At 65.0% G+C, this 14,178-nt stretch carries 12 protein-coding genes; 7 read left to right on the top strand and 5 right to left on the bottom strand.

Translation table 11 applies throughout. The features are described 5' to 3' along the window. The first annotated feature begins 108 nt into the window (after window positions 1–108). The 3 genes from ACVWYO_RS04045 to ACVWYO_RS04055 all read left to right on the top strand — a co-directional run bounded on the left by ACVWYO_RS04045 (window position 109) and on the right by ACVWYO_RS04055 (window position 2,880). Window positions 109–360, top strand: coding sequence for an ATP synthase F1 subunit epsilon (locus tag ACVWYO_RS04045; RefSeq protein ID WP_426264031.1), 252 nt, complete (start codon window positions 109–111; stop codon window positions 358–360). Between the two features lie 158 nt (window positions 361–518). Further along, window positions 519–2,045, top strand: coding sequence for a CpaF family protein (locus tag ACVWYO_RS04050; RefSeq protein ID WP_457348896.1), 1,527 nt, complete (start codon window positions 519–521; stop codon window positions 2,043–2,045). A gap of 586 nt (window positions 2,046–2,631) precedes the next feature. Continuing rightward, the gene (locus tag ACVWYO_RS04055; RefSeq protein ID WP_457348897.1) at window positions 2,632–2,880 is read left to right on the top strand and encodes a hypothetical protein; all 249 of its coding nucleotides are present in this window, start codon (window positions 2,632–2,634) and stop codon (window positions 2,878–2,880) included. A 516-nt stretch (window positions 2,881–3,396) separates the two neighbouring features. On the opposite strand, the gene ACVWYO_RS04060 is transcribed toward ACVWYO_RS04055, so the two are convergent. Next, window positions 3,397–3,576, bottom strand: coding sequence for a hypothetical protein (locus tag ACVWYO_RS04060; RefSeq protein WP_457348898.1), 180 nt, complete (start codon window positions 3,574–3,576; stop codon window positions 3,397–3,399). 3 nt (window positions 3,577–3,579) lie between these two features. Then, window positions 3,580–4,161 (bottom strand): polyhydroxyalkanoate synthesis repressor PhaR, encoded by a 582-nt coding sequence (gene phaR, locus ACVWYO_RS04065; RefSeq protein ID WP_133186349.1) that lies wholly within the window; start codon window positions 4,159–4,161, stop codon window positions 3,580–3,582. 20 nt (window positions 4,162–4,181) lie between these two features. Between phaR and ACVWYO_RS04070 the strand changes: the two genes are divergently transcribed. The 3 genes from ACVWYO_RS04070 (at window position 4,182) to ACVWYO_RS04080 (ending at window position 9,914) form a co-directional block, all read left to right on the top strand. After that, entirely contained in the window at window positions 4,182–5,261 is a 1,080-nt protein-coding gene (locus ACVWYO_RS04070; protein WP_457348899.1) for an alpha/beta fold hydrolase, read from the top strand. Between the two features lie 29 nt (window positions 5,262–5,290). Next, the gene (locus ACVWYO_RS04075; RefSeq protein ID WP_457348900.1) at window positions 5,291–6,463 is read left to right on the top strand and encodes an acetyl-CoA C-acetyltransferase; all 1,173 of its coding nucleotides are present in this window, start codon (window positions 5,291–5,293) and stop codon (window positions 6,461–6,463) included. Window positions 6,464–6,902: 439 nt separating this feature from the next. Then, complete coding sequence (locus tag ACVWYO_RS04080; protein ID WP_457348901.1) at window positions 6,903–9,914, top strand: TonB-dependent receptor domain-containing protein; 3,012 nt, start codon at window positions 6,903–6,905, stop codon at window positions 9,912–9,914. Window positions 9,915–9,963: 49 nt separating this feature from the next. Here the strand turns inward: ACVWYO_RS04080 and ACVWYO_RS04085 are convergent, their stop codons facing one another. The 3 genes from ACVWYO_RS04085 to ACVWYO_RS04095 form a co-directional block, all read right to left on the bottom strand. Next, on the bottom strand, window positions 9,964–10,998 hold the full coding sequence (locus tag ACVWYO_RS04085) for an alanine racemase (RefSeq protein WP_457348902.1): 1,035 nt from the start codon (window positions 10,996–10,998) through the stop codon (window positions 9,964–9,966). Window positions 10,999–11,043: 45 nt separating this feature from the next. Further along, the gene (locus tag ACVWYO_RS04090) at window positions 11,044–12,657 is read right to left on the bottom strand and encodes an MFS transporter (protein WP_457348903.1); all 1,614 of its coding nucleotides are present in this window, start codon (window positions 12,655–12,657) and stop codon (window positions 11,044–11,046) included. A gap of 98 nt (window positions 12,658–12,755) precedes the next feature. Further along, window positions 12,756–13,040 carry a chorismate mutase gene (locus tag ACVWYO_RS04095; RefSeq protein ID WP_457348904.1) on the bottom strand — a complete coding sequence of 95 codons (285 nt, stop codon included), beginning with the start codon at window positions 13,038–13,040 and terminating at the stop codon, window positions 12,756–12,758. Window positions 13,041–13,147: 107 nt separating this feature from the next. On the opposite strand from ACVWYO_RS04095, the gene ACVWYO_RS04100 reads away from it, so the two are divergent. Continuing rightward, the gene (locus tag ACVWYO_RS04100; protein WP_457348905.1) at window positions 13,148–14,164 is read left to right on the top strand and encodes a polyprenyl synthetase family protein; all 1,017 of its coding nucleotides are present in this window, start codon (window positions 13,148–13,150) and stop codon (window positions 14,162–14,164) included. Window positions 14,165–14,178: the final 14 nt, after the last annotated feature.

Here is a 14,178-nt window from a genome sequence, read left to right on the forward strand (position 1 = left end):
TCCCCTTCAGGGGAGGGGTTGGGGGTGGGGCGTGTCTCACCGAGACCTGCGCCTGCGTCCCCCACCCCAACCCCTCCCCTAAAGGGGAGGGGCTTAGAGAGACAAGAAATGCTGCACTTCGAACTCGTCACCCCTGAGAAGCTCGTCCGTTCGGAAGAGGTCTATATGGTCGTCGTTCCCGGCACCGAGGGGGATTTCGGCGTGCTCGAGGGCCATGCGCCCGTCATGTCGACGATCCGCGACGGCGCGCTGTCGGTCTATCGCACCGAAAAGGGCGAGCCCGAGCTGATCGCGATCGAAGGCGGTTTCGCCGAGGTCAGCGCGACCGGCCTGACGGTGCTCGCCGAGCGCACCGCTTAAGCTTTCCACGCTACTGCAATCGGGCACTGTCATCATCACGATGACGGTGCCCGTTTTTCGTTTTGGCTGTCTGCGCGGCCCCCGCCACGCGGTTTGGTTAGGAAAATGTCAAACACTCTCCCCTAACGCTTGTCGCCAAGCATGAGGAAACTGTCGGCATGAGTGCATTTGGGCGTCGACCTGGCATGACGGGCGCAGGCGCGAGACCCGCGTTCGGCGTCGCACGCCCGATGCAGGGCGGCGGTTCGCGTCCTGCCGACGGCGAATCGGCGGCCGGCGCGGGCGAGCAGTTCCCCCCGCTCCCGAGCGGTGCAGAACCCGAAGCATTCGGCACGATGCCGGGCATGCAGCAGGACGCGATGCAGCGCCTCGCCGACCGCCAGGCGTTGTCGGGCGAATCGGGCAGCTCGAAGGTCGAAGGCTTCGAAAGCTCGATCCACAAGATCAAGGAGCAGGTGCTCCCGCGCCTGCTCGAACGCGTCGATCCCGAGGCGGCGGCAACGCTCGACAAGGACGAACTCGCCGAGGAATTCCGCCCGATCATCGGCGAAGTGCTCGCCGAACTGAAGCTGACGCTCAACCGCCGCGAACAGTTCGCGCTCGAAAAGGTGTTGGTCGACGAATTGCTCGGGCTCGGGCCGCTCGAGGAATTGCTCGCCGATCCGAACATCACCGACATCATGGTCAACGGCCCCGAGCAGACCTATGTCGAGCGCAAGGGCAAGCTCGAACTCGCGCAGATTCAGTTCCGCGACGAGGAGCATCTCTTCCAGATTGCGCAGCGCATCTGCAACTCGGTCGGCCGTCGCGTCGACCAGACCACCCCGCTCGCCGACGCCCGCCTCAAGGACGGATCCCGCGTCAACGTCATCGTCCCGCCGCTGTCGCTGCGCGGCACCGCGATCTCGATTCGTAAATTCTCGGCCAAGCCGATCACGCTCGACATGATGGCGGGCTTCGGTTCGATGAGCCCGAAAATGGCGACCGCGCTGAAGATAGCCGGCGCGTGCCGGTTCAACGTCGTCATCTCGGGCGGTACCGGCTCGGGCAAGACGACGATGCTCAACGCCTTGTCGAAGATGATCGACCCGGGCGAGCGCGTGCTGACGATCGAGGACGCGGCCGAACTTCGCCTGCAGCAGCCGCACTGGCTCCCGCTCGAAACGCGTCCCGCCAATCTCGAAGGCCAGGGCGAGATCAGCATCCGCGATCTCGTCAAGAACGCGCTGCGTATGCGCCCGGATCGCATCATCCTCGGCGAAATCCGCGGCAGCGAGTGTTTCGACATGTTAGCTGCCATGAACACCGGTCACGACGGCTCGATGTGTACGCTCCACGCCAACTCCCCGCGCGAGGCGCTCGCGCGTATGGAGAACATGGTGATGATGTCCGACATCAAGGTGCCCAAGGAAGCGATCTCGCGTCAGATCGCCGATTCGGTCGAGATGATCATCCAGGTGAAGCGCCTGCGCGACGGCTCGCGCCGCGTCACCAACGTCACCGAAGTGATCGGCATGGAAGGCCCGGTGATCGTCACGCAGGAGCTCTTCAAGTTCGAGTATCTCGACGAATCGGCCGACGGAAAGATCATCGGCGAATATCGCTCGATGGGCCTGCGCCCCTACACGCTCGAAAAGGCGCGGACGTTCGGGTTCGATCAGGCGTATCTCGAGGCGTGCTTGTAAGCCGCATTCGCTCGACCATGCCGGAGTGATGAAGCGCTCGGTGCCACGCCACGCCTGGGACCGGCTATAGCTGGGCCGGACCTCTACCCACGACCGAAACTACGACGACGGCCCCGGTTGGCGAACGGTCAGTCAGGGTACGATTCGTTCGCGCGCATGCGTGCCCGCATACATCTGCTGAACCGCCGCGGGCGTGGGGCGCATGGCGGGTCTACCAAGCCGGACTCATGGCAGCCGCCACCGCGCACGCGATAAAAAAAGATCCAGATTTGCCAGCGCATCGCGCCATTCGAGCGCAGCGTGTCGCGCTGGTCCGACGGGTACGCTGCGCCTGGAAAACTGCGGGATGCCGCCAGCCGGCACCCCCATCCAACCAAGCAGATCGATCGACCATCTGGCGTTCGTCATCGCTCTACGTATGTAAATTGCATGGTTCGATCATTAGATTGCGCCATATACGGCATCAATATCCTGTAATTATTGAGCTGCACGAGGATAAGGCACATACAATCAGGGCACAGAGTGCGGGTAATCTGTAAGGTCCATAGAATCCTATACTGATCCTCATCATTATCCGGAGAGTGACATGATCACGTTATACGGCGTCGGAATTCATTTCTTCCAGAACATCGAGTTCAAACCCGATCTCCCGTCCTATGTGCAGGATCCGCAAGGAAACTATATTCCGAACGGACCGATCACCTATATGAGCGGGCGCGCGATCTTGAAGCAGGCCGCCGAGAAGTTTGGCCTCCGATACAAGCTCGCGGATTCGGCGATCTATCCGCAGCCCGATCACATCCAGTTTCTCAGCTACACCCCCACCGTTGCGTAGGATCCCAAACTGCGCGTCACCCTCGGCAGCGGCATCTTTCCATTCTACGGCCTGCCGCTTTCGCTGATCGAACGCCTGGCGCCGATCGGGGAAGTATCCGAGGTGCTGCAATATACGGTGCAGTGGCCCAAGGGTACCAAAGGACCGTTCCAAACGCCGGTCCCGGTGACGCTGAACAATACCGGGCGGCCTGACCCGAGCTTCCCCGCTCCGGCCGACAGGCGATCGGACGCGGCCTTCGGCAGCAACGGATTTCCCGCAAACTGCGAAATCCGCATTCGGCTCCTGTCGATCTTCTGCACGTCGTAACCACTGTCGACGACATCAGTTGGCGCGTCCATATCGCGGCAGCCTGTGTCTGAGAGTCCCAAGCGGCGACTCTGCTCATGTCCCGCATCGCCAATCTTCCGATGAGCGGTGAATGCGGTGCGAGGTATGCGTGAAGAGGCCGGGCAGCGCACCACGCCGCCCGGCCGAAACGCGCTCCGCCCTTACCCGATGCGAACCGCGGCGCTCCTATCCGTGCTGCGCGACGATCGCGCATCCTGCGGCGGCGATCAGCGCGAACATCTGGGTCGAGCGCCAATCGACCCAACCGACCCGGTCGAGATCAGCACGCCGGTCGCGCCGCCAGTCGGCGACGCCGGCCAGCACCGCAATCCCGACCGCGACGCCCGCGGCAATCCACCACAGCATGCGTCAGTCGCCGAGCTTCTCGATCTTCTCGTTCAACCGGCCGAGTTCGGCCTTGAGCGCGGCGATCTCGTCATCCTTGCTCATCGCGGCAGCCGGGGCGGGTTTCGCCGCGCCGCCCGGCACCGCGCCCGGCTTGAACGCCGCGGTCGCCGCCTCGAACATCGCCATGTTCTGCTTGGCGATCTCGGCGAACGGCGTGTTGGCGAACGGCGACTGCGCGAACGCGCCCTCGACCGCCGACTTGAACTGCTGCTGGTTGTGGCGGAAGCTGTCCATCGACGCCTCGAGATAGCCTGGCACCATCGCCTGCATCGAATCGCCGTACATCGCGATCAGCTGGCGCAGGAAGTTGACCGGCAGCATCGTCTGGCCGCGCTGTTCCTCCTCCATGATGATCTGGGTAAGGATATTGTGCGTGATATCCTCTTCGGTCTTCGCGTCGAGCACCTTGAAGTCGCGCCCCTCGCGCGTCATCGCGGCGAGATGTTCGAGGGTGATGTAGGAAGACGTCTCGGTATTGTAGAGCCGGCGGTTCGCATACTTCTTGATCGTCACCGGGCCGTCACCCGGAATGGTCTTTTTCATGCAGAAGGGCTCCCCGACCTATGTTTGCGCAGAACCTACCACCAATTATTACCGCATCGCAACACGGCCCGCGTCCGCTGCCATTATTCCTGGAAATGCTGCTGGCCGACACCGCGACGGCACCCGAGCGCCGCGCCGCAGCACTGGCCGGACTGCGTGCCTATCAAGACGCGCCGCGCGGCCGCGCGCGCAAGCCGATGCCGGCGCGCTACCGAAAAGGCAAAGCGCGGCTACGCGATTACGGCGCGAAGGGCGCGACCGGCCGTGCGGTGCTGTTCATCCCCTCGCTGATCAATCCGCCGCATATCCTCGACCTGCTGCCCGACGTCTCGCTGCTGCGCTGGCTCGCCGCGCAAGGGCATCGCCCGTTCCTGCTCGATTGGGGGACGCAAACCCCGGCGGGGGCCACGCTCGATCTCGACGCGCATGTCACGCGCGTGCTGCTGCCGCTGATCGCCAAGTTCGACACGCCGCCGATCCTCGTCGGCTATTGCCTCGGCGGGACGCTGGCGCTCGCCGCGGCGTGTCTCACCGACGTCGCCGGGTTGGCGCTGATCGCCGCGCCGTGGCATTTTGCGGGGTTTGGCGCTGCGGCGCGGGCCGACATGGCGGGCTTGTGGGCATCGGCCAAGCCTGCATGCGAGGCGCTGGGGCTGGTCCCGATGGAGGTGTTGCAGTCGGGGTTCTGGCGACTCGATCCGGCGCGCACGATCGCCAAATATGCGGGGTTTGCCGCGATCGAGCCCGGCAGCGCGGCGGCGCAGCGCTTCGTCGCAATGGAGGATTGGGCGAATGGCGGCGCTCCCCTCCCCTATGCCGCCGGACGCCAGCTGTTCGAGGATTGCATCGCGCAGGACCGGCCCGGGAGCGGCGCCTGGCAGATTGCCGGCGTCAGGATCGACCCCACTGCGCTGCGCTGCGCGACTATCGATTTCGTCTCGCTCAACGATCGCATCGTTCCCGCCGCCACCGCCGCCAATCTCCCCGATCGCCACAATCTCGCCGCGGGGCATGTCGGGATGATCGTCGGGCGCGGCGCACGCGCGCAATTGTGGGAACCGCTGGCGGGGTGGTTAAACGCCCTGTCGCCCGCTAAATAGCCGCCACATCATATCGCCGGAGAAGAGCCATGCAGGACATCGTCATCACCGCCGCCAAGCGCACGCCCGTCGGCAGCTTCCTTGGCGCCTTCGCCGCGACGCCAGCGCACGAGCTCGGGCGGATCGCGATCGAGGCGGCGCTCGCGCAAGCCGGAGTCGCGGGCGACGAAGTGTCGGAGGTCATCCTCGGGCAGGTCCTCACTGCCGCGCAGGGGCAGAACCCAGCACGCCAGGCGGCGATGGCGGCGGGCGTGCCAAAGGAGATCCCGGCCTGGGGCGTCAATCAGGTCTGCGGATCGGGCCTGCGCGCGGTCGCGCTGGCGGCGCAGGCGATCGCGTGCGGCGACGCGCACATCATGGTCGCGGGCGGGCAGGAATCGATGTCGCTCAGCCCGCACGCGCAGAATCTGCGCGGTGGTACCAAGATGGGCAATCTTTCGCTGGTCGACACGATGATCAGCGACGGCCTGACCGACGTGTTCAACAATTATCACATGGGCATCACGGCCGAGAACCTTGCCGAGCAATATCAGATCACACGCGAGGCGCAGGACGCCTTCTCGGTCCGCTCGCAGAATCTCGCCGAGGCCGCGCGCGGCGCCGGCCGCTTCCGCGACGAGATCGTCCCCGTGACGATCAAGGGCCGCAAGGGCGACACGATCGTCGCCGATGACGAGTATATCCGCGCCGGCGCGACGATCGAAAGCGTGTCGAGCGTACGCCCGGCGTTCAAGAAGGACGGCACCGTCACCGCCGCGAACGCCAGCGGCCTCAACGACGGCGCCGCCGCCCTGGTGCTAATGACGCGCGCCGAGGCCGAGAAGCGCGGCTCGCCGATCCTCGCGCGCATTGCGAGCTGGGCGTCGGCTGGGGTCGATCCGTCGATCATGGGAATCGGCCCCGTCCCGGCAACCCGCCGCGCACTGGAAAAGGCCGGATGGAGCGTCGCCGACCTCGATCTGATCGAAGCGAACGAGGCGTTCGCCGCGCAGGCGCTGTCGGTCGGCAAGGAACTCGGCTGGAATCCCGATCGCGTCAATGTGAACGGCGGCGCAATCGCGATCGGCCATCCGATCGGTGCCTCGGGCGCGCGCGTCCTGACGACTCTGCTGTACGAGATGGCCAAGCGCGATGCGCGGAAGGGGCTGGCAACGCTTTGTATTGGCGGGGGAATGGGGATTGCGCTGTGTGTGGAGCGGTAAAACGCGAGAAAACATTGCGCCACGGCAACGATTATTTTGGCAGATATGGCGAATGTGACACTTTGGTCACATGTTAAACAAACTGTCAGCTTTGGTTCAGGTTTGTGAAATGTAGGGTTTGCGCCGGACCTACATTTCTTATTTGTTACCCCCATCGGGCAGGCGGAACCGCCGCCCGGAAATGGGGAACTATCGATGAAGCTCAGACTGTTGTCTGCGAGCGCCCTTACCGGCGTGTCGCTTGTTATTGCTTTGCCTGCTGCGGCTCAAATCACGCCCCCTCCGCCAACGCCAGCCGGCTCGACCACCGCACCGGGGTCGCAGGCTGCCGACGAGAGCGCCGGCGTCGAGAACGCACCGGATGACATTGTCGTTACCGGTTCGCGCATTCGTGTGCGCAAATTGGACCAGTCGGTTCCCGTTACGACGATCTCGGCGGTTGAACTCCTCGGCGCACGCGGCGACGTTTTCGCTCGGCGACGCGCTGAACCAGCTCCCGCAGCTTCGCTCGACCTTCAGCCAGGCAAACTCGACCGGCAGCATCGGCACCGCGGGCCTCAGCCTGCTCGATCTGCGCGGTCTCGGCACTGCGCGCACGCTGACGCTGGTCAACGGCCGTCGCGTGGTCACCGCCGTTCCCGGCAGCTACACGCCCGACGTCAGCACGATTCCCTACGATCTGGTCGAACGCGTCGATCTCGTCACCGGCGGCAATTCGGCGATCTATGGATCGGACGCGATCGCGGGCGTCGTCAACTTCGTGCTGCGCAAGAATTTTGACGGCCTGCGCATCCGCGCGCAGGGCGGCGCGACCACCTATGGCGATCGCGGCACCTATCTGATCAGCGGCATCGCCGGTCATAACTTCCTCGACGGCCGTCTCAACCTCACCGTTTCGGGCGAATATACGCGGGCGAATTCGGTATTCTATGCCGATCGCGATTATCTCGGCGCGACGACCGGAACGCCGGGGTTCATCACGACCCAGATCACGACCGCGCCGAACCGCAATTTCGACGGCATTCCGAACACCTCGTTCGTGTCCAGCCGCATCGTCTTCGGCAACCGCTCGATCGGCGGTACTGTCGTGACGTCGTGCCCTGTCACCGCGACTGCGGCCAATGCGGCACAGCGCGCCGCGATCTGCACCGGCCAAAACACCCCGACCGGCAGCCCGCTCGCCTACAATTACGTGTTCCAGCCCAACGGTTCGCTGCAGAAGGACAGCAACATCGTCGACAACCGCGCGATCGGCGGCGGGATTCTCGGCGGCTTGACCGCGACGGGCGTCGAAGACGCGATGTTGCTGCCGAGCCAGGATCGCTATGTCGCGAACCTGATGTTGAGCGGCGATTTCTCGCCCGCCTTCAAGCCGTTCCTCGAGGCGACCTATGTCAAGGTCGATGTCGAGCAGCAATCGACCCAGCCGAGCTTCACGGGCGGCACGCTGACCTCGACGTTCAGCATCAACAACCCGTTCCTCACCGCCGCATCGCGCTCGACGCTGCAGACGATCCTCGCCCCGGGCGCCACGTCGTTCACGCTCAACCGCTTCAACAACGATTTCGGGACACGTGCGGAATTCCATAAGCGGCAGACGTATCGCGCCGTTCTCGGTGTTCAGGGCGACATCAGCGAAAAGGGCAATCTCCACTACGAGATCGCCGGCAACTACGGTCGGACCGAGAACTACTACCGCACCGGCGGCAACGTTCTGGTCGCAAACTATGCCAAGGCGGTGAACGCGGTGGTCGCACCGACCGGCTATGCCGGCAGCAACTTCGTGAACAATTCGACTGGCCAGAAGGTCGTCTGCGCGGTCAACGCCGACGCCAGCACGACCAATGACGACGCGGCCTGCGTCCCGTTGAACCTGTTCGGTCAGGGTGCCTTCGACCAGCGCGCGCTCAACTACACGCTCTACACCTCGACGCGGAACCAGTGGGCCGAGGAAATCGACGCAACGGCATTCCTCTCGGGCGATTCGAGCGGGATCTTCAAGCTGCCCGGCGGCCCGGTCGGTTTCTCGATCGGTGCCGAATATCGGAGCGAGGATGCGTTCTCGGGCCAGGATCCGGTCACGGCGTCGGGCGCGACCTTCCTCAACCCAGCGGCGACGTTCGATCCGAACAAGGTCGAGATCAAGGAAGTCTATGGCGAGCTTCGTCTGCCGCTCCTCGCCAACTTGCCGCTCATCCGCGAATTGACGATCGAAGGCGCTGGCCGCGTGTCCGATTATGGCGGCACGACCGGTTCGGTCGTCGCGTGGAATGCCGGGGTGATCTACTCGCCGGTCCGCGACCTGACCTTCAACGCCACCTTGGCACGCTCGGTCCGCGCGCCGAATCTCTCCAACCTCTATGCGACCGCGGCGACCACCTTCGCCAACGGCCTGACCGATCCGTGCGACCAGGCGGGCGGCACGAACTCGGGGAACAACATCAACGCCAATCCAAACCGCGCGAAGAATTGCGCGGCGGCTGGTATTCCCACCACCATTACCTTCGTGGATCCGGCATCGGGCGCGACCTTGGTGCGGCCGTGGACCAACCAGTCGGCGTCGGGTGTTGCTGGTGTCAACCAGGGCAACCCCAACCTCACGCCTGAAGTCGGCCTGAGCTTCACGACCAGCATGAACTATGCGCCGCACTATGTGCCGGGGCTGAACTTCAAGCTGACCTATTACAACATCCGCGTGAAGAACGTGATCTCCGGCCTCACCGGCCAGGCGATCATCAACCGCTGCTATGACGATCCGGGCGGCATCAACAACACGTTCTGCGCGGCAGTCTTCCGCCGCACGACGACCGATCCAACGACCAATCTGACCTTCAACGGTCAGACCTCGCGCACGATCGACACGTCGCAGTTCACGTTCGGATTGGCGGGTAACGGCAACGGCTTCATCAACCAGCCGTTCAACGTCGCCAAGCTGGCGACGCGTGGCCTCGATTTCGACGCGGCCTATGTTCACGCGTTCCGCAGCAACCTGCAGCTCAACCTTCGCCTGCAGGTCAGCTACGTGATGGATCGCCTGTCGTATGGCTACATCACCGAGCCGACACGCTATGACCGGATCGACAGCACGCTCGGCGATCCGAAGTGGCAGGGCCAGTTCACGATCAACGGCAAATGGGGCCCGGTCGACCTGAACTACAACGCGCGCTACGTCGGCAAGCAGATCGTTTCGTCGCTCACCTATGAGACGTTCTTCGCTTCGCAGGGTCGCCCCGCGACCAACCCCGATGCGCGTCCGTTCGTGTTCTATGATCCGATCGTCTATCACAGCGTTCGTCTCGGTGTGAACGCGACCGACAAGTATCGCTTCTACGCCGGGGTCGACAACCTCACCAACAAGCTGCCGCCCTACGATCTGACGGGCACGGGCAACGACGCGATCTATCCGAACACCGGCCGCTTCTTCTATGCGGGCGCCGAGTTCAAATTCTGATCGAAACATACAATCGAAGGAAAAGGGGTCGCGCTTGCGGCCCCTTTTTTTATTCGATCCATACTCTTTCGAACCGCCGTCCCAGCCCCGTCAGCAATTCGTACTGCGACATCCCGGCCGCAGCCGCCGCGACCGGCAGTGCATAATCGAGCGCGACCCAGTCGCCCTCGCGCAGCTCGGGCGCCGCCGCGACCGAAATCGCGGTCAAGTCCATCGACACCCGCCCGATTACCGGCAGCGCAGCCGCGCCGGCCTGCGCGCACCCGGCATTGCTGAACCCGCGCCAATAGCCGTCGGCATAGCCGATATTGAGGATCGCCACTTCGAGCGGCGCCGCTGCCGTGAACAGCGCATTGTAGCCGATCGAGTCTCCCGCCGCGAGCGTACGGCGCTGGAGGATCTGCGCCTCGGGCGTCACGACCTCCCCGACCACCCCCGCCAATTCGCCGCGCGGCACCCCACCATAGAGCGCGAGCCCCGGCCGCGTCAGGTCGAAGGCATAGGCGCCGCCGAGTGCGATCCCCGCCGAATTGGCGAGGCTGAGCCGTCGCGCCGTGGTGCGTCCGCCGAGCCCGCGCAGCGCGGCGGCCTGGCGCGCGTTCATCGCGCTGTCCTCGTCGGCGCAGGCGAGATGGCTCATCAGCGTATCGATCACGAGCCCGTCGAGCAGTCCGCCTTGCACCTCGGCGACCGATACGCCGAGCCGGTTCATGCCGGTATCGACCATCACGTCGCACCGACCACCACCGCCCTCGCGCCAGCGCGCGACGTGTGCGGCGGTGTTCAGCACCGGCCGCGCGATGCCGCGCGCGGCGGCGGCCATGTCCTCGGCCCGCACCCCGTGCAGCACCGCCACGTCGAACCCGAGCCCGGCGAGGCGCTCGGCCTCTCCCCAGGTCGCGACGAAGAAGTCGCGGCATCCGGCGTCGGCTAGCCGCGCGGCGACGCCCACCGCGCCGAGCCCATAGCCATCGGCCTTGATCGCAGCACCGCACGCCGCTTGCCCGCTCAGCGCGTCAAGCGCGCGCCAGTTCGCGACGAGCGCGGCGGTGTCGAGGCGGAGGCGGAGCGGAGCGTCGGTCATGCCGCAGCGGTTAGCCGCCGCGGCGCGGCCGCGCCAGTGCGGCGTTCAGTCGGCGCTTGCCCGCCCAGGCTTGCTTTCCTCGAGCCCGTAGAGCGTGACGACCAGCGCCATCGCAACCACCGCGATCGTATACCACAGCCCGGCATAGGGGTTGCCGGTCCGCGCGACGATCACCTGACTGATCAATGGCAGGAACCCGCCGAAATAGCCGGTGCCGAAATGATAGGGGATCGACATCGAACTGTAGCGGATGCGCGGCGGAAACATCTCGGAGAGCAACGCCGCGACCGGGCCATAGGTGATCCCGGCGAGCGCGCTGAGCGCTAGGATCGCGAGCAGGATCAGCGCGATATTGCCCGGCGACGGCACGACCGGGCGCAGATCGTATCCGCCAGACGCCAGCGCGGCATCGATCCCGGCGTCGCTCAGATCGTCGACGCCAACGCCGCCGACCAGCACCAGCGTCACCGGCGTGTATGCCTTGGTATAAGGCACACCCTTTTTCGACAGATAGTCGAGCAGGCGGCGGCATTCGGTCGGCTTGGCCGGGAACAGATCGTATTGGCACGCTGGCCCCGACACGACGACCGGCGCGCGCTTGGCGGCGTGGGCGAGTTCGGGATTGGCCGCGCTGCCCATCACCCAGAAGATCGGGAAAAGCAGCAGCAGCGTCAGCGCATAGCCGATAACGATCGGCGTCTTGCGCCCGACCCGATCCGACAGCCAGCCGAACAGCACGAAGAAGCCGAGCCCGCCGAGCGCCCCGAAACCGACGATCAGTTGCGCCGCGGTCTCCTGGACGCGCATCGTGCCCTGCAGGAACGAGAGCACAGTGAACATCGCGGTATACCAGATCACCGTCAGCCCGGCGGCGATGCCGAACAGCGCGACGAACAAGCGCTTGAGATTGCCGGGATAGGTGAAGCTCTCGACGAACGGGTTCTTGGCGGTCTCGCCCGCCGCCTTCATCTGCTGGAACACCGGGCTTTCGGACAGTTTGAGCCGCATCCACAGCGACACCGCGAGCAAGACGAGCGAGAAGACGAACGGCACGCGCCAGCCCCACGCATCCCATACCCCCACCGGCATCACCGCCTTGGCCAGCAGCACGACCGCGAGGCTGAGGATGAAGCCGCCCGCGACGCTCGCCTGGATGAAGCTGGTGAAATAACCACTGCGCCCCGGCGGCGAATGCTCGGCGACATAGATCGCCGCCCCGCCATATTCGCCGCCGAGCGCAAGCCCCTGCAGGATACGCAGCCCGATCACGACGAACGGCGCGGCGAGCCCGATCGTTGCCGCACCCGGCACCAGCCCGACGCCGGCGGTCGCCAGCCCCATCAGCGTGATTGTCACGAGAAACGTATATTTGCGCCCGAGCTTGTCGCCGAGAAACCCGAACAAAATCGCGCCGAGCGGGCGAAAGCCGAATCCGACCGCGAAACCGGCCCAGGCATAAAGCGTCTGGAGCAGCTCGCTCTGCGCGGGAAAGAACGTCCGGCCGATGATCCCCGAGGCGGCGAGCGTGCCGTAGATGAAGAAATCATACCATTCGAAGATCGTGCCGAGCGACGAAGCGGTGATGATCAGCTGGATGTCCTTGCGGCTCGGCGCCACCGGTCCGTCAGGCACCTCATCGCTTGCCAAGATCGTCGCCATCGCCGCTATCCCCCCACCCACGCTTCGGGCCCCCGCACGACGATAAGCGGTTTCGCACGTGCGGCAAGACGCATCCCGTCGGCATGCTGTCGGGCGCGTTATCCGCCGTCGCGCACGCGCTCGTGGTGGCGGATCACTTCGTCGATGATGAATCGCAGGAATTTTTCGCTGAAATCGGGATCGAGATCGGCTTGCTTGGCCAAGCCCCGCAGCCGCGTGATCTGCGATTCCTCGCGCCCCGGGTCGGCCGGCGGCAGGCCCGCGGTCGCCTTGTAACGGCCGACGGCCTGCGTCGTCTTGAAGCGCTCGGCAAGCAGGAAGACCAACGCCGCATCGATATTGTCGATGCTCTGGCGGTATCCGTTCAGCGTCTCGTCGGCCACCGACTGCTCCCCATCTGATGTCCTCGCCCTATTGCGGGCACGGGGGGACCCATGCAAGCCGGGAAACGCTTGCCTTTGGGCGCGCGCGCGGCCACATCGCAGCCCACATGAGCGCCACCCTTCTCCGCCTCGATCCGAGCCGCGCCCAGCCCTCGCTGGAGCCGATGGTGCAACTCGTCACCGGTGACATGAACATGGTGAATGCCGTGATCCTGTCGCGGATGCAGTCCGAGATTCCGTTGATCCCGGAACTTGCCGGCCATCTCATCGCCGGTGGGGGCAAGCGGATGCGCCCGATGCTGACGCTCGCGAGCGCGCGGCTGCTGGGCTATACCGGCACGCGCCATCACCGCCTCGCCGCCGCGGTCGAGTTCATCCACACCGCCACGCTGCTGCATGACGATGTCGTCGACGGCTCCGACCTGCGGCGCGGGAAACGCACCGCCAACCTGATCTGGGGCAATCCGGCGAGCGTGCTGGTCGGCGATTTCCTGTTCAGCCGCTCGTTCGAGCTGATGGTCGAGGACGGTTCGCTCAAGGTCCTCGGGATCCTCGCGGGCGCGAGCGCGATCATCGCCGAGGGCGAGGTCAACCAACTTACCGCCGCGCGCCGGATCGAAACGCCCGAGGAACGCTATCTCGACATCATCGGCGCAAAGACCGCCGCACTGTTCGCCGCCGCGTGCCGCGTGTCAGCCGTGGTCGCCGAGCGACCCGAGGCCGAAGAGCTCGCGCTCGATTCGTATGGCCGTAACCTCGGCATCGCATTCCAGCTGGTCGACGACGCGATCGACTATGTCTCGGACGCGGGCACGATGGGCAAGGATGCCGGCGACGATTTCCGCGAAGGCAAGGCAACGCTGCCGGTGATTCTCGCCTACGCCCGCAGCACGGGCGACGACCGGGTCTTCTGGAAGGCCGCGATCGAGGGGCATCGCAACCGCGACGAGGATTTCGCGCGCGCGATCGAGCTGGTCCGCACGACGCGCGCGGTCGACGACACGCTCGCGCGCGCACGCCATTATGGCCAGCGCGCGATCGATGCGCTCGGCATCTTCGCCAATGGCAAGGCCAAGGACGCGATGGTCGAGGCCGTCGAATTCGCGATCGCCCGCGCATATTGATCCGCTAACGTCGC

It is taken from the genome of Sphingomonas sp. UYP23, assembly GCF_054059235.1.

What these genes read in the sequence shown, in the direction of transcription:
- ACVWYO_RS04070 (WP_457348899.1), top strand. Translation starts at nt 4,182, where the DNA reads ATGTTTGCGCAGAACCTACCACCAATTATTACCGCATCGCAACACGGC.
- ACVWYO_RS04100 (WP_457348905.1), top strand. Translation starts at nt 13,148, where the DNA reads ATGAGCGCCACCCTTCTCCGCCTCGATCCGAGCCGCGCCCAGCCCTCG.
- ACVWYO_RS04090 (WP_457348903.1), bottom strand. Translation starts at nt 12,657, where the DNA reads ATGGCGACGATCTTGGCAAGCGATGAGGTGCCTGACGGACCGGTGGCG.
- ACVWYO_RS04085 (WP_457348902.1), bottom strand. Translation starts at nt 10,998, where the DNA reads ATGACCGACGCTCCGCTCCGCCTCCGCCTCGACACCGCCGCGCTCGTC.
- ACVWYO_RS04050 (WP_457348896.1), top strand. Translation starts at nt 519, where the DNA reads ATGAGTGCATTTGGGCGTCGACCTGGCATGACGGGCGCAGGCGCGAGA.
- ACVWYO_RS04045 (WP_426264031.1), top strand. Translation starts at nt 109, where the DNA reads ATGCTGCACTTCGAACTCGTCACCCCTGAGAAGCTCGTCCGTTCGGAA.
- phaR (WP_133186349.1), bottom strand. Translation starts at nt 4,161, where the DNA reads ATGAAAAAGACCATTCCGGGTGACGGCCCGGTGACGATCAAGAAGTAT.
- ACVWYO_RS04060 (WP_457348898.1), bottom strand. Translation starts at nt 3,576, where the DNA reads ATGCTGTGGTGGATTGCCGCGGGCGTCGCGGTCGGGATTGCGGTGCTG.
- ACVWYO_RS04055 (WP_457348897.1), top strand. Translation starts at nt 2,632, where the DNA reads ATGATCACGTTATACGGCGTCGGAATTCATTTCTTCCAGAACATCGAG.
- ACVWYO_RS04075 (WP_457348900.1), top strand. Translation starts at nt 5,291, where the DNA reads ATGCAGGACATCGTCATCACCGCCGCCAAGCGCACGCCCGTCGGCAGC.